This is a genomic window from Nitrospirillum goiasense (assembly GCF_034427435.1).
In the GTDB taxonomy this organism is placed as follows: domain Bacteria; phylum Pseudomonadota; class Alphaproteobacteria; order Azospirillales; family Azospirillaceae; genus Nitrospirillum.
Map to the genome: position 1 here is coordinate 303,807 of NZ_JAXQNP010000004.1, position 21,689 is coordinate 325,495.

A 21,689-nucleotide genomic window follows, 5' to 3' on the forward strand; every position below is an offset into this window, starting at 1 on the left:
TCGCTGGTGAATTATTGGGAAGTTTGTTCGCGGGCCCAGAGCCTTACAGCCTAGAGACTGTGAAGTATGAAAATGGGAAGTTCACCCCGGACGGTCTAAAGTCCCCCCAAGGGGGCCAGTATGATAAGACCGCTGTCGCTTACGGCACCAGCGTTGCGGCGGAACTGAATGAAGTCGTTCAGACCGTGGGCGGAACTTTGGTTAATTCCGGCCACGAATTCTCTGTTGGTGTTTACCAGGGTAAGGACTCCTATAACCCCAATACGGGTGCGGATAGTGTTGCCTACGCGAGCACCACATCGTTGACAGACTATGCTGTCATGCACCAGCTCGCCACAATGCAGTTCAGCAATGGTGATGTTTATATTGAGCGCGCTATTGATGAGACATTGCGCTCCGCTTCGAATCCCAGTGTCCAGACACTCGCTGGCGATATGCAGGTCGCGCAGGATTATGAGACGTATATCAATAACCAGAATATGATTAATGCGCTCATCGCGGCAAACCCCAATTCCGATTTCGCCGCCGGTTGGGTCACAGAACTCGCCATCGCCGCCGAAATGGGCCTCGGCACCAGCATCCAAGGTGGCACCTGGAAGGACAACCTGCGCGCGACCACCAATCAGAAGGTGCTGATCGGTGGCGGTGGGGATGACACCTACAGCTATGGCACCGGCGACGGCTTCGTCACCGTCGACAACGGCATTTCCATCGATAACGAGCAGCGCGGCACGCTGGCGATGCTCAATGCCGGCAGCATCACCTATATGCGCCAGGGCGTGGACCTGGTGATCAAGGACGGCACGGCCGGGGACCAGGTCACGGTGTCGGGCTGGTATGCCGACAGCTTCGCGCGGCTGAGCGAGATTGACGTGGGCACGACGCGGGTCGCGGCCTCGCTGGCGGCCTATTACGGCAATATCGCCGCCGGCATCGCCGCCAGCCGGCCCACGACCATCCCGGGGGAGCCAGGCACCTTCAATGACGGCGACATGGCCGGCATGGGCGTGGCGGGGGACACCTACCTACTGCCCAACCAGACCACCCTGTCCGGCGGCGTGGGCGACGACGTGCTGGACGGCAGCGCCAATGCCGATACCCTGTTGGCCGGTGGCGGCACCGACACGCTGATCGGCAATGGCGGCGGCGACGTCTATCAGATGAACGCCTGGGGCAGCCTGACCGTCGTCAACGGCGTGTCCGGCACCAACACGCCGACCAGTGAACTGGACATCGAGGACGGCACCGCCGCCAACCAGTTCGCCTTCGCCCACACCGGCAACGATCTGGTGATCACCAGCGCCGATGGCGCCACCCGCATCGCGGTGCAGGGGTGGTTCGCCAATGATTATTCCAAGCTATCCACCATCAAGGTGGGCAGCGGGGCGTCGGCCGTCACCGCCGCCTATGGCACCGTGGCCGACGGCACGGGCTATGTCAGCTTCACCGACGCCACCGGCTTTACGACGGAGATGGTGTTCTACAACGCGGCCAATGCCGTTCGGGCGGATTACCTGTTCAACCAGGACGGCACCCACAAGGTCCTGATCTATGACAACCCCGCCTATACCGTGGTTCAGCAGAACTTCGATGCGAACAACCATGAGGTGAGCCGCACCGGCAAGCGGGCGGATGGGTCCAGCTTCAGCACCGTCTTCGATGTGAGCAACCAGTATTCCTGGGCCTCCACCACCCAGGAGATGGACAGCGCGGGCAACGTCCTGCGCCAGACGACGACGAACGATGACGGCACCAACGTCATCTCCCTGTACCAGGCCGGGGCGACGCTGGCGGCCAGCAACGCCACGGTCACCCTGCAACCCGGCGCCACCGCCACCATCCTGGGCGACGGCGACGCCATCACCCTGCCGGGCACGGGCGGCACTCTGACCGTCAACGGCAACGGCGTGCGGGTGGCGGAGAGCAACGGCAGCCTGACGGTCGCCGGCGGCAGCGTGGCGCTGACCGGTTCCAACGACGCCGTCAGCCTGGCCAACGGCACCGCGCTGACGCTGAACGGCGGCGGCACCACCGTTACCGCCACGGGCATCACCGCCACCCTGGCCGTGGCGTCGGGGCAGAGCGACACCCTGGCCGGCAGCGGCGCCACCGTCAGCCTGGCCACCGCCGGCGCCACCCTGGCCGTCACCGCCAGCGGCGACACGCTGTTGGCCGGGGCGGGCAGCAGCATCACCCTGATCGGCGGCAACAACACGCTCAACGCCGTCAACGCCGCCGTGACCGTGGCCACCGCCCCCGGTGCGGTGGAAACCATCACCGGCAGCGGCAGCACCGTGGCGGCGCAGTCGGTGGCCGACACGATCTACCTGAACGCCAGCAACGACGTGGTGACCGCCGGCACGGCTGGCGACCCCATCCTGTCCAACGGCGCCAACAATACCCTGATCGCCGTGGGCAGCGGCGCCACCCTGGAAAGCGTGGGCGGCAACGCCACCCTGGTGGGCAACGGCCTGGGCAATACCCTGATGGCAGCCGGCGGCACCGCCGTGGCGGAATACAACGCCGACGGGATGACGATTGATCTTCGTAATGGCACGGCGGGTGTTACGGGTAGCAGTGTATCGGACACGTTGGTCGGCATCAGCACCCTTATCTACACTGGTAACAATGGAGACATCACAGGCGTGCCCGGCGCCAATATCACGCTGACCGGTAACAACGATAGCATTTGGACAGTTCAGGCCAATTATACTCTCGCAGGCGGGCCGGGCCAGAGAGCGGCAATTGCCGCGAATGGTGGTTCCGGTACGTTCACAGTTTTGTCAACAGGCGCTTACCTGGACAATAGAGGGATGTCATCACCCAGCGCCACGCGAATCTTCAACATGTCCGGCGGGACGTTGATGGAGGGCACGGGTACCATCGTCGTAAACGGCGACGGTGACCTCCTTAGTTTCCGGGGTGGGGATGTAACCACCACCACGATCAACGGCACCGGCCATACGGTGACATTGGGCAGCAAATATGTGAACGCCACGATCACCGGCAGCGGCGACGCCCTGACGATGACCTCCGCCACCCTGACCGTGGCCGGGGCCACCGGCCTGGTGGAAACCATCGGCGGCACGGGCGGCGCCATCTCCGTCACGGCGGACGGCGACACCATCAGCCTGGGCAGCACCGGCGCCTCCCTGACCATGAACAACGGCACGGCGGTGGTCACCGGCTCGGGCGACACGCTGGTGGGGACCAACGACACCACCAGCCTGGTGGGTGCCGGCCTGGCCTTCACCGTGGCCGGGGCCGCGAACCAGGTACAGCGCGTCACCGCCAGCGGCGACGCCATCACGGTGCTGCCCGCCGGGGCCACCCTGACCCTGGCGGGCGGCGGCGACACCCTGTCCATGGCGGGCGGGGCCGTGACCCTCAGCGGGTCCGGCGACACCCTGATCGGCAGCGGCAACAGCGTCAGCCTCACCACCACCGGTTTGGCCTTGACCCTGGCGGGGGCCGCCAGCCAGACGGAAACCATCACCGGCAGCGCTGATACCCTGACCGTCACCTCCGCCACCGACGTCCTGACCCTGGCGGGCAGCGGCGACACCGTCATCATGCCCAGCGGCACGCTGACCCTGCTGTCGGGCGACCAGGGCGACGTCGTCACCCTGTCCGGCGGTACCCTGGTGACCGGCGCCACCGTGGGCACCACCACGGCCACGACGCTGTTCGGGTCCAACGACACGGTCAACCTGGGCACCGGCAACGGCTTGGTGCTGTCCGGCAACAGCGACACCATCAACGGCAGCGGCGCGGGCGAAGCGGTCACGCTGCTGTCGGGCAGCCAGGCGGATGCGCTTTACCTGACGGGCGGCACGGTGGTGGCCCAGGCCAACGTGGGGAACAGCGCCTTCTACTCCCTGATCGGCAACAACAACACGCTGACCGGCGGCGCGGGTGACAGCCTGAACGTCAGCGGCAGCGGCAATACCCTGAACGTGGCCGGCTATGTCGGCCTTATCGCCGGTAGCCAGGGCAATATCGTCACCTTGTCCGGCGGCATGCTGGCGACCCAGGTCGCCGTGGGAACCACCACCGCCACGACGCTGATTGGGTCCAGCGATGTCGTCAACCTGGGCACCGGCAATACGCTGATGCTCTCCGGGAACAGTGACACCATCAATGGCAGTGGTGAGACGGTTACCCTGCTATCCGGTGACCAGGGCGACGTGTTGGCGCTGGGGGGCAGCACCGTGGTCGCCCAGGCCAACGTGGGCAACACCTCGGCTTATGCCCTGACCGGCAACAACGACACGGTGACGGGCGGCGCCAACAACGCCGTCAATGTCACCGGCAGCAACGACACCATCACCCAGGTCAGCGGCTATGTCGGCCTCTACACCGGCAGCCAGAACGACGTGGTCAACATGTCGGGCGGTACCATCGCCACCCAGGTGAATGTCGGCAACACCACCGCCGTCACCCTCAACGGCAACAACGACACCATCAACCTGGGCGATGGCACGGTCATCATCCTGAACGGCACGGGGGAGGCGGTCACGGCCCACGCCAGCCGCATCACTCTGCAGGCCAATTCCCAGGCGGTCATCACCGGCACGGCCGATACCGTGGTGATGAACGGCATCAACGCCACCGCCACCGTCTCCAGCGCCACCGTCAGCCTGGCGGCCTCGGGCGTGGGCATGACCCTGGGCGGCAGCAATGACACCATCACCGGCACCGGCACGCTGATTTCGACCGGCCTGCTGGCCGCGACCCTGGCCGGCACCGCCTCCACCCTCAACCTGCGGTCCAGCAGCACGGACAACGTGACGGTCACCGCGGGCACGGGCCATGTCATCAACGCCGTGGGCGACACCCTGGCGGTGGCGGGGGCGGTCCAGGCATCCGTCGTGGGTGCCGGCAACACGGTCACCGTGACCGGTGGCGGTAGCTTGACGCTGACCGGCGCCAACGAGAAGGTGACGACCACCGGTTCCACCGTCACCATCGCCGGGGCGGGTGGCGTGGCCGAGACCATAGGCGGCGGCACCAGTACCATCAGCGTGCAGGCGGCCGGCGACACCATCAGCCTCAGCGGCGCCAGCCAGTCCTTGATCATGACCAGCGGCACCGTCAGCCTGACGGGCGGCGGGTCCACCCAGGCCGTCATCGGCGGTTCCGGCGATGCGGTCGTCATGGCGGCGGGCACCTCGGCCACGCTGATCGGCACGGGCGACATGGTCACGGCCATCGGCGGCGCCAGCGTGACGGTGGCCGGTGCGGGCACCCTGGCGGCCTCCATCACCGGTGACCATGACGTCATCGCCGTCACCTCCGCCGCGGACACGCTGACGGTCAGCGGTGCGGCGCAAACCGTGACCATGGGCGCGGGCGTGCTGCAACTGACCGGCGGCACCGCCACCGTCAATGGCGCTGCCACCTCGGTCACCTTGGCCAGCGGCAGCGCCGAGGTGGCGACGGTCAACGGCAACGGCAACCTCATCACCGGCTTCGCCGGCACGACGGTGATCGCCACCGGCAGCGGCGACCAGCTGACCCTGGCCGCGGGCGCCACGGCCACCCTGACGGGCGGGGGCGATACGGTCACGGTCACCAGCCCCGGCGCCACGGTGGTGGTGGCCGGTGCCTTGGGCCTGGCGGAGAGCATCGGCGGGAGCGGCGGCCTCATCAGCGTCGCCACCGCCGGCACGGCGTCCGCGCGCGACACTCTGGCACTCAGCGGTCCCGGCCAGTCGGTCAGCGCCAGTGGGCACGTCCTGTCCGTTGCCGCGTCCGGCGGGCTGACCCTCAGCGGCAGCGGTGACATCATCAGCCTGGGCGCCAACGCCGGCGCCACGCTGAACGGCACCGGCCATGTGGTCACCTTGGCGGCGGGGGCCTCGGCCCTGCTGAATGGCTCGGGCGATACCGTCACCGCCAGCGGTGGCGGCGCGGTCCTGATCCAGACCGCGAACCTGAGCGAAGTCCTGACCGGCAGCGGTGGCCATCTGACCGCCAGCACCACCGGTGACACGATCAGCGCCAGCGGCGCCAACCAGACGCTGACCATGGGCGGTGGCGTGGTCGCCATCACCAGCGGCAATGCCACCCTGGACGGCAGCGGCAACACCGTGACCGTCAGCGCCGGGGCCACCCTGGCCATGACCAGCGGCAATAACGCTGTGACGGCCAGCAATGCCGGTTTGGTCTATATCGGCGCGGGCCCGCAGACCCTGAGCGTGGGCGGCAGCGGCAACACCGTCTCCGTTGCCAACGTCGGCTCCGTTATCACTCTGACCGGCGCCAACCAGACCTTCAGCGGCACCAGCGACCTCATCACCGTGGCGTCGGGCAGCGCGCTGCTGAACGGCACGGGCCACGCCGTGACCGTGGCCAGCGGCGCCAGCGCCACGCTGGGCGGGTCGAACGACGTGGTGACCGCGTCGGGCGTCGCACTGACGGTGGCGGGTGCCTCGGGCCTTACGGCGACCATCGGTGGCAGCGGCAACACCATCACGGTGAATCAGGGCAACGACGTTATCAACCTGAACGGGTCCGCTCAGACCCTGACCGGTTTCTACGACACCATAAATGTGGGGGCCGGCACCGACATCAAGCTGAACGGTGGCAATCACCAGGTGACCCTGGCCGCTGGCGCGAGCGCATTGTTGAGCGGTAGCGGCAACGTCCTGACGCTGACCAACGCTTCCGTGACGGTGGGCGGCGTGGCCGGCTTCGTTGAAACCATCGCCGGCAGTGGTGGCCTGACGAACGTTGGTTTCGGTAACGACACCCTCAGTGTCAGCGGTACTAACCAGACCCTGGCGGCCAGCAACGACACCATAACGCTGACGGGTGGCAACGCCACGATCAACGGCGGTGCCAATGCCCTGACCTTGCAGACGGGCACCACCGCCCAGGTCAACGGTGGCGGCAATATCATCACCGGCACCTCGGCGGCTCTCAATATCGGCGGCGCGGCGGGCCTGACCCAGACCATCGCCGGTAGTGGCAACACCATCAGCGTCAGCGGCGACGTTCTGTTCATCAGCGGCGCCCAGACGCTGACGGGCTACAACAACGTCATCACCCTGGCCAGCGGCGGCAGCCTGAAGCTGAATGGCGGCAATGACCAGTTGTCCATCGCCAGCGGCGCCAGCGCCACGCTGACGGGGGGCGGTAACCTCGTCACCCTGGTCGCCGGGGCCAGCCTGATTGTCGGCGGCAGCGCAGGCCTCACCAACACCATCGCCGGCAGCGGCGGCGCCACCACGGTAAACTTCAGCAACGACACCCTCTATATCAGTGGCGCCAACCAGACCTTGACCGGCAGCGGCGACAGTATTTTCGTCACCGGCGGCAGTGCCATCCTGAACGGGAATGGTGACGGGGTCACGGTCTCGAACGGTGCCGTCGCCACCGTGACCGGGAACAGCGTGACCGCCACGGCCAACGCCGGCACGCTGCTGTCCAGTGGGACCGGCAACACCTTGATCGCGGGCAGCGGCCGCGCCCTATTGAAAAGTACGGCTGGCAGCGTCTCGCTGATCGGCAACGCCGCGGGCAGCACGCTCCAGGCGGCGGGTGGCGCCGTGACTGCTAGCTACGCTCGGGCCAATTTGACCGTAAATCTGGCCAACGGTACGGCGGGGGTGAATGGTGGCAGCGTTGCGGATACCCTGGTCGGTATCACAGCCGTCGCCGTTTCGGGGGCCAACGATACGGTGGTCGCGGGTGCGGCTGGCGAGACACTGATGGTCACTGGCGGGAATGCCACTTTCGTGGCTACCGGCAATGGCAACACGATGCAGGCGGCCGGCGCCGGTCAGGCACTCGTTTCCTATGCCGCCAACAACCTAGCGGTCAACCTAGCCACTGGCACGGCCAAGGTGAATGGCGCCAGCGTCAGCGACATGCTTGTGGGGATCACGGCCGTATCCACCTCAGGCAACAACGGCACCCTGACGGGTGGGGCCGGGGTCACTACCCTGATCGCCACCGGCATTCACAACACCCTGATCGCCGGTGGTGGTAACGGGGCCGTCACGTCCCTGGTATCCAACGGGTTGGGCAACACGCTTAGCGCCGGCGCCAGTGGCGCAACGGCAATTGCCGTCTACAGCGCCGATAACGTCTCGGTCGACCTTTTGGCGACGCCGGAACAAGCCACGTTGAATGGCAATGCCGGCGGCGATGTCCTTTACGGCATCAACAATGTCCTGGTTACCGGAAATAATGCCACGGTGCTGGCCAATCTAGGCCTGAACACATTGATGGCTACCGGCTACAACGACACGTTGATGTCCAGCATCGGCATCGGCGCCACGACGCTGATCGCCAACGGCGGCTCCAACACGCTGGTCAGCAATGGCGGAGTTGGCATTGTCGCCGGTTATCAATCCGGCAATATGACCATCAACCTGCAGACCAACACCTCGACAGTCAATGGCACCTCCCAGGTCGGCACTTTGTCGGGCATCGAGGCCATCTGGGTTTCCGGCGCGAACGACACGCTGATCGGCGGCAGTGTCGCCGCCACGCTTACCAGTACCGGTGTCAACGACACGCTGATCGCCGGTAGCGCGGCATCCACCCTGATCGAGGACGCTGGTAGCGCCGTCATGATCGGCAATGGTAATGGCAGTATGCTTCTTGCCAGTGACGCTGGCACCGCAGTGGCCAGTTATGCCGCCGATCATATGATCGTCGCCCTAGGCAGCCTTATCAGTGGTGGCTACGCGGAGATTTCGGGATCCGGAGTTTCCGATATCCTGGTCGGCCTCAAGGCGGCTGTGATTTCCGGCACAGGTTCCGTTGCCAGCGCCCCTGTAGATGAGACTGGGTACACCTATACATTGACGGCGGCGGGCAGGGCTGAAACTCTTATTGCCGGCGCCGACCTCACGACCTTGATATCAAATGGTCAGGGGAATACGCTTGAAGCGAACGGTGGCCAAGTAATCGCTAATTATACCGCCGCCGGCATGGCCATCAACCTGGCGGGCACGCTGGGCTCGGCCGCTGCCGCCAGCGCCACTCTTGCGGATACCCTCACCGGCATCAACACCCTGATCGCGGCGGGTGATGCCAACACGTTGACGGGAGGCGCCGCCAGCGTCTTCACGGTGACGGGTGACAAGGATTTGATCACCGTCGCCGGTTCGCGCGTCACCATCGCCGGCACGGCAGGCCACACCGCCACCGTGGGCGGCAGCAACGGCATCATCAACGCCACGGCTGGAGATGTCGTCAGCCTCAGTGGCAGCGGCCACACCTTGTCCCTGAACAGCGGCTCCGTGGCGCTGGCGAACAACGCCGGCGCGACGGTTTTGGGCGGCGGCAACACGATCACCGGCGGCACGGGCGATACCCTGCGGCTCGGCGGCAACGGCATGTACGGCACGGACAACACGCTGTTCCTGTCCGGCGCCGCGGTCCAACTGCTCGATAACGCGCGGGGCGATGTCTACGGCAGCAACAACCGGGTGACGGCCGGCAACAGCGACAACGTCTGGATCAACGGCAACAACAACACTCTGTCGGTCACTGGCGCCGGTGGGAACGTTTGGATCAGTGGAACGGGCAGCATGGTCACAGTCAATTCCGAAACCGTCACGGTCAATGCCGGTGCCAATGCCACCCTCAATGGCAGCGGCGACACGGTGTCCATTGCCGGCGGGGCAAGCGTTACGCTGACCGGCAGCAATGACGTGGTGCTGGGCAGCGGCGCCGCCATCAGCTTTGCCGGTACTTCCAGCTTGGTAGGGACGGTCACCGGCAGCAATGATGTCATCACGGTGACGACCACCGCCGATACCCTGACTCTGAGTGGCACGGGAAACACCGTCACTCAGAGCAGTGGCGTGCTCAACCTTGCCGCCAATGCCTCCGCGACCCTGATCGGCGCCGGCATGACCGTCAACGGTGCGGCGGGTGATACGCTGACCGTTGGTGGCAACCAAGTGGCCTGGACCGTGGACACGGTCAATCTGTCAGGCGCCAAAATCACCGAGATTGATCATTCCCATGTCGATGTCTTCGGTGACGGCAACCAAATCACGGCCGGGGTGGGGGACGACATCGCCGCCTACGGCAACAATAACCTCGTCACGGTGACGGGAACCGGCGGCAACGTCTACCTGAAGGGTTCGGGTAGTGTCGTCACGGCCAGCAACAACAGTGTCGTCGCCTTTGCCAATGCCAACGCGACCATCAACGGAAATACCGATTACTTGACGGCTGCCGCCGGCTCGTCGATGACGATCACCGGCACGGGCGATACGGCGATACTGACCAGCGCCACCTTGACGATTGCTGGCCCGGCGGGGCAGTCGGCCACTGTGGGCGGAAGCAACGGAATCATCAACGTCACGCCCACCGGCAACACCGTCTGGCTCAATGGTACCGGGCAGGTGGTCAATGGTAATGGCGAAACGATCCTGGTGCAGGCTAACGCCACGGCGGTTATCAACAATGGTGGCGGTACGACCAACGGTAACGCCGTTAGTCTGTCCAGCGGCGACAGCGTCACCGTCAACGGCATGAGCAACGCTGTCACCCTGGCCGGTGGCGCCACCGCCACCATCACGGCCACCGGTGATACGGTGGCCGGCAATGGCGGTACGCTGATGGTCGGCGGCACCTCGGGTTTGCTGGTCAGCCTCAGCGCCAGCAACGCCACCGCCAGCCTGACGGCGACGGGGCAGACCGTCCTCGTCAGCGGCAGCGGGAATACGGTGTCCGGCATGCAGGATACCATCACCCTTTCAGCCGGCAGCGGTAACATCATCCAGGGTTCCGGCAACACCGTGGCCGTTCAGTCGGGGGCCGGCGGCACCATCAGCGGCACTGGCCAGACCGTCTCGCTGGCGGCCAACGCGGGTGTTACCACGATCACCGGCGCCACCATCGGCGTCACGGCCGCCAGCGACACCCTGGCCATCTCCGGCACGAACGTCACCGTGAACGGTGGCGGTGATACCGTGACCCTGACGAACGCCGCCTCGGCCACGGTGAACGGCAACGCCAATCGGCTGACCTTGAGCAACGCCGCCGCCGTGGTGGCGACGGGGAGTGGCAACAGCTTGACGCTGAACGGCAGTTCCCTGTCCGGCAGCAACCCTTCGGCCACGCTGACCGGGTCCAATGACACAGTGGCACTGACCTATGCCACCCTGGCGATCAACGCCTCGCAATTGGTGGAAACGGTCAGCGGGCAGAATGGCGTGGTGACCGTCCTGTCGACGGCGACCGGCGACACCATCTCGATCAGCGGCAGCAACCAGAGCCTGGTGATGAGCAACGGCACCGCCTCGGTGACCGGCGGCAGCGTCACGGTCAACGGCGGCAACAACGCGGTGATCTTGGCGGCGGGTTCCAGCGGCACGGTCATCGGCGGCAACGACACCATCACGACGAACTACGATACCGCCTCGGGCACAGGCGCCACCCTGACGGTTGGGGCTGCTGGCCTGATGGAGACGGTGACGGGAAATCACGCCACCATCATCCTGACAACGGCCAATGGCACGGGCGACACGCTGAACCTGAGCGGCACGGCCAATACCGTCACCGCCAGCAACAGCACTATCAACCTGGCGGCGTCCAGCACCGCCACGCTCAACGGCACGGGTAATACGGTCGCCGCGGGCGCGGGGGCTATGCTGACGGTGACGGGTGGTAACAACACCATCACTGCCTCGGGCACCAGCAACAGCGTGGTCACGCTTATGGTGACAGGGGCTGCCGGGCTGACGGAAACCATCGGCGGCAGCTATGCCACCGTCACCGTGACGCCCTCGGGCGATGTGCTGAACGTCAGCGGCACCGGGCACGTCATCAACCAGAACAGCGGCACGGTGAACCTCGCGAACAATGCCAATGTCACGGTGACCGGCTCCGGCGAAACCGTCACGGGCGGTACGGGGGAGGTACTGCGGATCGGTGGCAACGGCCTGGGCGGAACCCTGAACACCGTTCGAATGTCAGGCGCCGCCATCGCCGAGGCTGACAATGCGCATACCGATATCTTCGGTGACAGCAACCAGGTGACGGCTGGCAGCAACGATGACATTGCCACCTATGGCAATAGCAACACCCTGACGGTAACGGGCGGCAGCGGTCACGTGTGGATGAGCGGCACGGGCAACATCGCCACCGTCAGCAGTGAAACCGTCTTCATCACCGCCGCCGTGAGCACCAGCAACACGGCCACCATCAATGGCGACAGCGACACCGTGAGCATCGTGGCGGCCGGGTCCGTCGTCACCCTCGGCGGCAATAAAGACGCGGTTTACGCCTCGGGCTCAACCGTGATTTTCACCGGTGCGGCCAGCCACACTGAGTTGGTTAATGGCGATGGGAATACTGTGTCATTGGCCACATCTGGCGACACCCTGGTGTTGACCGGCGGTAACGATACAGTGACCAGCGGCGGCAGCCAGGTAGTGACGGTGGGCGGCAACGGGCAAAATGGCACTCAGGACGTGCTTTGGCTGGCCGGCAGCACGATCACCATCTCCAGCGGATCCCATGTTGATGTGCATGGCGATGGGAATGCGGTGACGGTGGGAAGCACTGATAGCAACGGGATCTATGGCAACAGTAATGCCATAACGATCACGGGAAGTGGTTCTTATGTTCAGTTGTCCGGCGCCGCGAATACTGTAACGGCCAATAGCAACAATATCAGCATGCTGGCCAGCGCCTCCGCGACCATCATTGGCACGGGCGATGTGTTGACCATCTATGGCACTGGCACCAACTTCTCGATCAGCAGCGGCACAGTCAATGTGACGGCTAGCGGCTATACGTTGGCTATGTCAGGAAGTGGTGATGTCATTAATGCCAGCAATGACACCATCAATTCCAGCGGCATAACGAACGCAACACTGAATGGTAACTACAATACAGTGAATTTGCGGAACAACTCCGGTGACACCATCACGGTCGCCAGCGGAACCGGCAGCAACATCAACGCCTCGAATGACGTCATCAGCGTCATCAACGGCGCCCAAGTGACGGTGAATGGCACAAGCGACACCGTCAACATGAACGCCAATTCCAACGTCACGATCACGGGCACCGGGGACACGGTCAACGCGGGCGGTTCCGGCATCACGATCAATGGCAGCGGCGGCAAGACGGAGACGGTGAACGGCGGCGGCAACACCATCTGGCTGAATGCCGGGGGCGACGCTCTCAACCTTAGCGGTGACACTGATACTGTCTATGGTGTGAATGGCGAGACGGTACGGTTTGGCGGCAACGGGCAGTGGGGCACGGGAAGCTGGCTGCACATGTCCAGCGCCACGGTAACCGAGTTGGATAATGCCCATCTGGATGTTCTTGGCGATGGCAACCACGTGGTCGCCGGCACCAATGACTTCATCGCCGTCTACGGCAACAACAATAGCGTAACCATCAACGGCTCCGGTGGCCAGTCCTGGCTGAGTGGCACCGGCAACGCCATCTCCGCCTCTGGCGCCGGCTTCAACATCCTTGCCAATACCGGCGCCACTTTCTACGGCAATAACAATAACCTGACGATTGCGGCCGGCGCCGACATTACGGTTGCCAGCGGCAGTGGCAACACGATGAACGTGAACGGTAATGCTACTGTCACCATGTCCAGTGGGACATTCAATATTGCCAACGGTCTGACCATCACTCTGACGGGCGGCGGCAACAGTATCAATGCCAACAATGATACGATCAATACAGCCGGCGGTATCTGGTCGACCAGCCTGTTTGGCAATGGCAATACGGTGAACTTGCGGGCGAACAGCGGGGACAACATCGGCTTCTTCGGCACCGGCAACACGGCGAACGCCACCGGGGACACCATTGGGGCCTGGAATGGCGGCCAGGTGACGGTGAACGGCAGCAACGATACCGTCAGCATGAATGGCAATTCCGTCGTCTGGGTGAATGGCGGGGGCCATAATCTGAACTTCCAATCCGGTGGCACCGCCAATGTCACCGCCGGCAATTTGACCGAAACCGTCACGGGCTCCGGCGGTACTGTTAATGCGGGATCGGACACCCTGAATCTGAACGGTGGTGTTCAGGGGATGACGATCAATATGTCCAGCGGTACCGTCACCGCCCAAGACAATACGGGAAATTCCTCGGGCATCACCCTGAACGGTTCCAACAATACGCTGAATGAGGGGGCAAACAGCGCGTTCGTTGTTTCCGGTAATTACAATACGATCAATTCAAAAGGGTACATGAGGCTGCTTTCGGGCAGCCAGGGGGACGCCATCTACGGCTCCGGTGCCTGGGTGGATACACAGGACAACGTGGGCAACGGCGCCGGCCTGACACTCTACGGGAATGGCAACACCCTGCAGGCTGGCGCCAACAACAGTTTCAATATCGTCGGATCCAATGACGGTATCAGAATGGGCAACGGCAGTTATGTTGGGCTCATCGCTGGGGATCAGAATATATACATCACCATGTCCAGCGGGCGCTTGGTGACCCAGGACAATGTGGGGAACGGTGCGGGTAACACTCTGAACGGGTCCAATAATACCGTCACCGCTGGCGCGAACAACAATTTCACTGTTGTCGGCTCCAACAACAACATCTCCATGGGCAATGGTGGCTACCTGGGCCTGATTTCTGGCGATCAGGGCACATCCATCACCATGTCCAATGGCCGTTTGGCGACCCAGGACAATGTCGGCAATAGCGCCGGTAATACGCTGTATGGTTCCAGCGACACCGTGACGACCGGCGCCAGCAACAATTTCAATGTTGTGGGCTCCAACAACAACATAACCATGGGCAATAGCAGCTATATCGGGCTGATCTCGGGCGCCCAGGGCAACACGATCACGATGTCGAATAGCCAACTGGCCACACAAGACAATGTGGGGAATAACAACCGCACCACCCTCAACGGCTCCAATAACTCGATAACGACCGGTGCCAATAACAATTTCAGCGTGGTGGGTAGCGGCAATACCGTCCACGGCGGCGGCGGTCTTACGATACAGGCCGGCGGTAACGGCAAGTGGGGGACCGGAAATTGGTTCTATATGTCGGGTGCGTCGGTGACTGAGACCGATGATGCCCATTTGGACGTCACCGGCGATAGTAACCACGTTGTTGCCGGCACCAACGATTTTATTGCCGTATATGGCAACAACAATAACCTGAACATTAACGGCACCGGTGGGTCATCTTGGTTGAGCGGGACGGGCAATGCCGTGTCCGCCAATGGGGCGGATTTCAATATCCTCGCCAATGCTGGTGTTACCTTCTACGGCAACAACGACACCATGGCCTTGGCCAGTGGCGTTAATTTAACCCTGGCCAGCGGTACCGGGAACACCATGAACGCCACGGGTTCAACCATCACCTTCAACGCTTACACAGGTGGCACGGTTAACGGCAACAACAACACCATTTATGTCAACGCCAATGATACGGTGACGGTGACCGGTACTGGAAACACGATCTACTTAACGGGTACTGGCGTCTCCCTCTATGGCGATGGCGGCAATATCAACTTGGCGAGCGGCTTTAGCGGCAATGTGTTTTCAAACAACGCCACCATTAATATGGTAAGCAACAGCAATTCTTATGCTGGCGTTTATGGAACGAACGTTGCCGTCAATAACTTGAATGGCAACAACTATATTAATGCCGTCAACTCCGTCGTTGCCGTTTATGGCTCAGGTGCGGCGATGGGTGTGATTTCCGGCGGCAAGGTAACCATTTCCAATGGCACGATTAATACAGCGAAAGACGCCTCATTCTCGGTCTACGGAAGTGGGAATACGATCAATGAGGCTGATGGCGTTAACGTCAACGTCCACGGTAATAATAACACGGCAAACGGTAGTACGAGTGCACAGGTTCAGTTCTGGACAGGGCCCGGATATGGTAATGGCGCCAATGGTCCAGCCATCAGTTGGGTCTATGATCACGACCCCATTGTCCTGAACTTGCAGGGGCGAGCGGTAACGACCGTCGGCCTGGACGGTTCAACGGTCAATTTTGACATGGCGAATGTCGGCACCACCCAGAAGACGGGGTGGGTCACCGCAGGTGAAGGCGTGCTGGTCTATGATCCCGCCAACAAGGGCACGGTGACGCAGGATAAGGACTTCGTGGCCGGCTACAGCCAGCTGGCCCAGCTGGACAGCAATCACGACGGGATGCTGGATGCCCATGATGCCGCTTGGTCCAGCCTGAAGGTTTGGGTGGACCCAACGGGGCAGGGGGTGTTCAACAGCTCGGACTTGGTTACGCTAGACCAGTTGGGGATCGCATCGCTGAGCTTGCAGGAGACGACGGCCAATCGTGACGATAATGGCAACACCATCCTTGGCGACGGCGGCTTCACCCGAGCGGACGGCTCCACCGGCGCCATGGCGGCGGTGGCCCTCGCCTACAGCGTGAACGACGCGACCCAGAAGTTGATCCAGGCGATGGCCAGTTTCAGCGGCGACAGCGGATCGGGAACGTCGATGACGATCTCAAGTCCAGCCAACGATACGCAGCAACAGCAGCAACTGGCGGCGGCACATTGATCCCGATCACGCTATAGTGTGACACGATTGCTTGATAGTCCGGCTGGCGGCATTCCCGCCGCCGGGCTTGGCAGTCAAAAAGTTGGTCAGTCTAAGGAACAAAGAGAGAAAGAGTGGCGGATACGGTGGAAACGGCGGTGCTGACCATTCCGGAGGCGCTGAGCCAAGCAACGGCCTTGCATGACGCTGGCAAGTATGCGGAGGCCGAGGTGATCCTGGCGGCGGCCATCGCGCATCACGGCCACCATGGCGATCTTTTAAACGCCCGCGGTGTCATGTTCGCGCAGATGGGGCGGCACCTGGATGCTCTGTGGTGCTACCGCGATGCCCTGGCGGCGAACCCGCGCGGCTCTGGCATCTGGACCAACCTGGGCAATGCCCTGACCAAGTTGAAATATCTGAAGAGCGCCGTCGACGCCCACCAGCGTGCCATCGAATTGGCGCCCAATGATGTGCTGCTGCATCACAATCTGGGGACATCGTTGGCCGAGGCAGGCGACCACGGCGCCGCGGTGCTCGCTTTCAGCCGTGCGTTGGACCTCAATCCCGATTTTCATAAGGCGCGCTGGGACCGCGGGCGCAGTTATCTTTACTTCGGCAATTATCGTCCGGCTTGGGCGGATTACGAGGTCCGTCTGATCAGTGGCCAAGTGCCCATTCGCGAAAATCTCAAGAGCACCAAGTGGGACGGCAGCCCTTACGGTGGCAAGCGCCTGTTGTTACTGGCGGAGCAGGGATTCGGCGATACCCTGTGGGTGGCGCGTTACCTGTCGCGGGTCAAGGCGCTGGGGGGCGAACTCATTGTGGAGTGCCAGAAGGAGATCATTCCCTTGCTGGCGGACTTGGGGGTGGCCGATCAATTCATTCCCTGGGGGGCGCCGCTGCCGGAGGCCGATTACCATGCCCACTTGTGCAGCCTGCCCGGCTTGTTCACCATGGATTTCGGCAGCATTCCGGCCAAGCCCTATCTAAAAGCGCCAGCGGATCGCATCACCAAGTTCGCGTCCATTTTTGGCCCACCCGATGGCCGTCTGCGGGTCGGCATCGTCTGGTCCGGCAGCACCACCTTCAAACGCAATGGGGAGCGGGCGCGGCCGCTGCTGGGCTTCTTCCAGGCGTTCGCCCAGCCGGGCGTGCAGCTTTACAGCCTACAGAAGGGCCCGCCGGAGAAATCGCTGCACGACCTGCCGCGAGGCGGCCCCATCATCGATCTGGCGCCTCACCTGGGTGACTTCGCGGATACGGCCGCCGCCATCCATCACCTCGATCTGGTGATCATGACCGACAGCTCCGTCGCCCATCTAACGGGCGCCATGGGTAAGGAGGTCTGGGTGCTTCTGGGCCACGTGGCCCATTGGCTGTGGTTGCTGGATCGCACGGACTGTCCCTGGTACCCCTCCATGCGCCTGTTCCGCCCCCGTGCGGAAGGCGACTGGGAGCATGTATTCGATGGCGCCTCTGCGGAACTGACGTTACGCACGGGGATTATGAGGATGTGACGTGGGGCGGCGTGTTGCAGCGAGGCGAGACGGGCAAGAGGTCATCCTATCCCCGTTAAAGATTAGGCGGCGCCGACGGGGTTTGGGCGTCCGAGGTCGAATATGCGATTAAGGACCTCGACAGTGATGGCGACCTCCTATGAAACGAGCAGCGGAAAGGAATCAACTGTTTACCAGTTCTTCACGCCGCCGCCTGCAACAGCAAGTCATCCGAACAGCCCGCCTCGCAAGAGCGCGGGCTGTTCGCTGTTCCGGGCTTGGCGGTGCCGTTCGCGGCGACGGCGAGGATGCCGGCGAGATCGCTGTGCAGATCGACCCGAAGGCCATCGTCCGCCGGAGTCAGGACGATGCGGCTGATCAGCGACCGGATCAGCTCGGCAGCCCGGGGGCGTGTCTCTTGCTGTTGCAGGGCGTCATGCAGGGCGGCAACCCGCTCCCGATAGACCAGCGCCATGCTCGGGTGAAGAACCGGGGGCGGGACTGTCAGGAATTTCGTGCTCGGTGGGGTCATAATGAGGAAGAAGGAGACCCTCTATGGCCCGACGCAAAGAGCCAGTTATCCCCGACGCGATCCTGGACCAGTTGCTGGCCGGGGCGGATGCCAAGACGGCGTTTGAACAGAACGGCCTGCTTGAGCAGTTGAAGAAGGCTCTGACGGAACGCGCCTTGAAGGCGGAACTGGATCACCATCTTGCGGATGATGATGGCGGCAACCGGCGCAACGGCTATGGCCGCAAGACGGTGCTGACGGATGGTGGCCCGGTTGAGCTGGCCATACCCCGGGACCGGACGGCGACGTTCGATCCGCAACTGATTGGCAAGTACCAGCGGCGCTTTCCGGGCTTCGACGAGAAGATCATCTCGATGTACGCACGGGGCATGTCGACGCGTGAGATCGCGGGGCACCTGCGGGAACTCTACGGCATCGAGGTATCGGCCGACCTGATCTCGACAGTCACGGACGCGGTGATCGAGGAAGTGACGGCCTGGCAGAACCGACCGCTGGAGGCGATCTACCCGCTGGTGTTCCTGGATGCCATCCGGGTGAAGATCCGGGATGAGAGCCTGGTGCGTAACAAGGCCATCCACGTTGCCATCGGCGTGCGGGCCGACGGCACCAAGGAAGTGCTGGGCCTCTGGATCGAGCAGAACGAAGGCGCCAAGTTCTGGCTGCGGGTCCTGAACGAACTGAAGAACCGGGGCGTTGAAGACATTCTGCTGGCCGTGGTCGATGGCCTGAAAGGCTTCCCCGAAGCGATCGCTGCCGCCTATCCCGAGACCATCGTGCAGACCTGCATCGTCCACCTGCTGCGCCACAGCATGGAGTTCGCCTCCTGGAAAGATCGCAAGGCCATCGCCGGTGCCCTGAAGACAATTTACGACGCCGTGGACGACAAGGCGGCCGAGGCCGCGTTGACCGCCTTCGAGGTCGGCCCCTGGGGCGAAAAACACGCCGCAATCGGCAAGGCCTGGCGCCGAGCGTGGCAGGAGGTCATTCCCTTCTTCGCCTTCCCGCGCGAGGTCCGGCGGATCCTTTACACCACCAACGCCATCGAGGCGCTGAATTCCAAGCTGCGCCGGGCGGTCCGCGCCAGGGGGCACTTCCCTAATGACGAGGCGGCCCTGAAGCTGCTGTTCCTGGTCTTGAACCGGGCGGAGAAAGATTAGAAAATGCCACCGCGCGAATGGACAGCGGCCAAGGCCCAGATGGCCGTCATGTTCGGTGAGCGGTTCTCAAAGGCGATGAGCGCCTGATTGTGAAACCGACCCCACCGAGCACGAAATTCCTGACAGTCCCGGCGCAGCTCGCCGAAATCGCGCCGCTGCTGGATGACGGCACCATCCGCATCGTCATCGACAGCAGCTTTCCCCTCGCCAAAGCGCGCCAGGCGCACGAACATGCTGCCAAGGGCAACCTGCAGGGCAAGATCGCCCTGACCGTCGACTGACGGGGCTGACATGACCAAGCACCCCAGCCACGTCCAAGGCACAGCCGACTGGTTCGGGATGGTCGGAACGGTGCTCTGCGATGCGATGAACCGTGGCGGCGCGGGAAAACTCCCAGACTGGACGCTCATCGAACGTTATGTCGACGGAGAGCCGCTTCCCAGCGGCCTCACTCAGGGCATACGCATCGACATCCGCGACGGCATCGCCACTTTTCGGGTCGGCGTCGTCCGGCACGAGTACGGGGACGCCACCATCGAAGTGACTGCCAGTGCGGCCAGGGCGCTGAACCTGCTGCGCAACGGCGATCCCCGATTTGATGTCGTGCGGGCGGAGGCGGTCAGGACGGGGGCGATGAGGGTGGAAGGGGACCTGTCACCGATCGCAACGGTGCTGGTCGCGACACATGACGAGATAGTCGATAGGACGTTGTAGGGGGAACTCTGCCTGTCGATGTGGCGACGCGATGGTCATGCCAGACCGGGGACGTGATTTATAAGGCGGCCTACCTCGTGTTTTTGCTTACGCACCAGCGTTCGGCAGTATGCGAAAGTACGACATAACGAACTGAAAACGCTTAAATAATCCGCCGACACCGATCAAGGTCGATCGCGGGGCTAGCCTCGCGGTTGACGATTTGGCTGACGGTGTGTCGGTTGTTGCCGACAGCGCCAGGTGAAGATACCGTCCGTGGAGATTGAGCCCCTGACGGCGTTTTTTGTACGCACAGTCGCAGCATGAGCGTGCCGGCCAACACGCCGGAGACCAAAATCGCGGGGCGCCTGTTACGCGCTGGGACATGATTGGGTTCAATCGAAGCCGGGCGGCGTTTTGATCATCCTTCGGATTTCCAGCCGCCGATGGCCTTGCGGCCCGAGCGCATGTGGTACTTGAAGCAGTCGGGCCGGTAGTTGGCGTGGATGATCTGCACACCCCGCCCTCTCTTGTCCCTGACCACCTGCTCCATGCGCAAAATCGGAGCGCCGGGCGCCATATGCAGGGCGGTGGCCACGGGCGGCTCGGCGGCCACGGCGGTGATCCACTGTTCCGCCTCGTTCGGGGCGAAGCCGATACGCTCCAGCGAGACCAGGGTGGGGACCGTTTCCATGTCCGTGCGGCTGATGCCGGCCGCGATGTCCAGCGGCATGAACTGCACGATGTAGGAGAAGGGCTCGCCCGCCAGCTTGCGCAGGCGCACCACCCGCTGCACCGGCGTCCCCGCCTCCACGTCCAGCAGGGCGGCGACGGCCGGCGGCGACCCCAGTTCGGTGACGTCCAGCACCTCGACCTCGGTTTCGAGGCCCATGGTCTTCAGGCTTTCGATCAGGTTGTCGAAGCTGCCGTGGACCTGGGGCAGGGTGGCCGATGCCGTCACCACCGTGCCCCGGCCGCGATGGCGGCTGACCAGATCGTGCGCCGCCAATTCATTCAGCGAGCGCTTCACGGTGACGCGGGACACGTTGAACAGCTTGGCCAGCTCCTGCTCCCCCGGCATGACCGAGTTGGCCGGGAACTCCCCATTACGGATCTTCTGCCGCAGGAGGAGGAAAACCTGATGGTACAGCGGCGTGGGCGCCGTGTGGTCCAACTGGTCCGGGGTCAGGCCTGTGTCGGGTGGGGAATGGTCCATGTATCCCGTCGGCTGCGGTTTGGTGGCGAGGTTGTTTTTGGCCAAGGCGCTTCAGCCGGTTGAGGACAAGAATTTCAGAGGCCAGCAATAGGCATATTATTTGGT

7 protein-coding genes and 1 pseudogene are annotated in these 21,689 nt (G+C 63.2%); 5 read left to right on the forward strand and 3 right to left on the reverse strand.

Going from position 1 to position 21,689, the window contains the following annotated elements; genetic code table 11:
* Positions 1-95: 95 nt before the first annotated feature.
* Positions 96-584, reverse strand: a complete 489-nt coding sequence (locus ULB03_RS23295) for a hypothetical protein (RefSeq protein ID WP_322485471.1) — start codon at positions 582-584, stop codon at positions 96-98.
* Here ULB03_RS23295 and ULB03_RS23300 point away from each other — a divergent pair.
* Positions 561-16,508 (forward strand): hypothetical protein, encoded by a 15,948-nt coding sequence (locus tag ULB03_RS23300; RefSeq protein WP_322485472.1) that lies wholly within the window; start codon positions 561-563, stop codon positions 16,506-16,508. The genes ULB03_RS23295 and ULB03_RS23300 overlap by 24 nt on opposite strands.
* A 113-nt stretch (positions 16,509-16,621) precedes the next feature.
* A complete protein-coding gene (locus ULB03_RS23305; protein WP_322485473.1) occupies positions 16,622-18,007 on the forward strand; it encodes a tetratricopeptide repeat protein in 1,386 nt (461 codons plus the stop codon).
* 181 nt (positions 18,008-18,188) lie between these two features.
* Here the strand turns inward: ULB03_RS23305 and ULB03_RS23310 are convergent, their stop codons facing one another.
* Positions 18,189-18,461 (reverse strand): hypothetical protein, encoded by a 273-nt coding sequence (locus ULB03_RS23310; RefSeq protein ID WP_322485474.1) that lies wholly within the window; start codon positions 18,459-18,461, stop codon positions 18,189-18,191.
* Between the two features lie 80 nt (positions 18,462-18,541).
* On the opposite strand from ULB03_RS23310, the pseudogene ULB03_RS23315 reads away from it, so the two are divergent.
* The 3 genes and pseudogenes from ULB03_RS23315 to ULB03_RS23325 all read left to right on the forward strand — a co-directional run bounded on the left by ULB03_RS23315 (position 18,542) and on the right by ULB03_RS23325 (position 20,389).
* Positions 18,542-19,762 (forward strand): annotated as a pseudogene (locus tag ULB03_RS23315) (IS256 family transposase).
* Between the two features lie 2 nt (positions 19,763-19,764).
* Positions 19,765-19,956 carry a zinc-binding dehydrogenase gene (locus ULB03_RS23320; RefSeq protein WP_322485475.1) on the forward strand — a complete coding sequence of 64 codons (192 nt, stop codon included), beginning with the start codon at positions 19,765-19,767 and terminating at the stop codon, positions 19,954-19,956.
* A gap of 10 nt (positions 19,957-19,966) precedes the next feature.
* A complete protein-coding gene (locus tag ULB03_RS23325; RefSeq protein WP_322485476.1) occupies positions 19,967-20,389 on the forward strand; it encodes a hypothetical protein in 423 nt (140 codons plus the stop codon).
* A gap of 400 nt (positions 20,390-20,789) precedes the next feature.
* Here the strand turns inward: ULB03_RS23325 and ULB03_RS23330 are convergent, their stop codons facing one another.
* Positions 20,790-21,584: a GntR family transcriptional regulator gene (locus ULB03_RS23330; protein WP_322485477.1), complete on the reverse strand. Its 795-nt coding sequence runs from the start codon at positions 21,582-21,584 to the stop codon at positions 20,790-20,792.
* Positions 21,585-21,689: the final 105 nt, after the last annotated feature.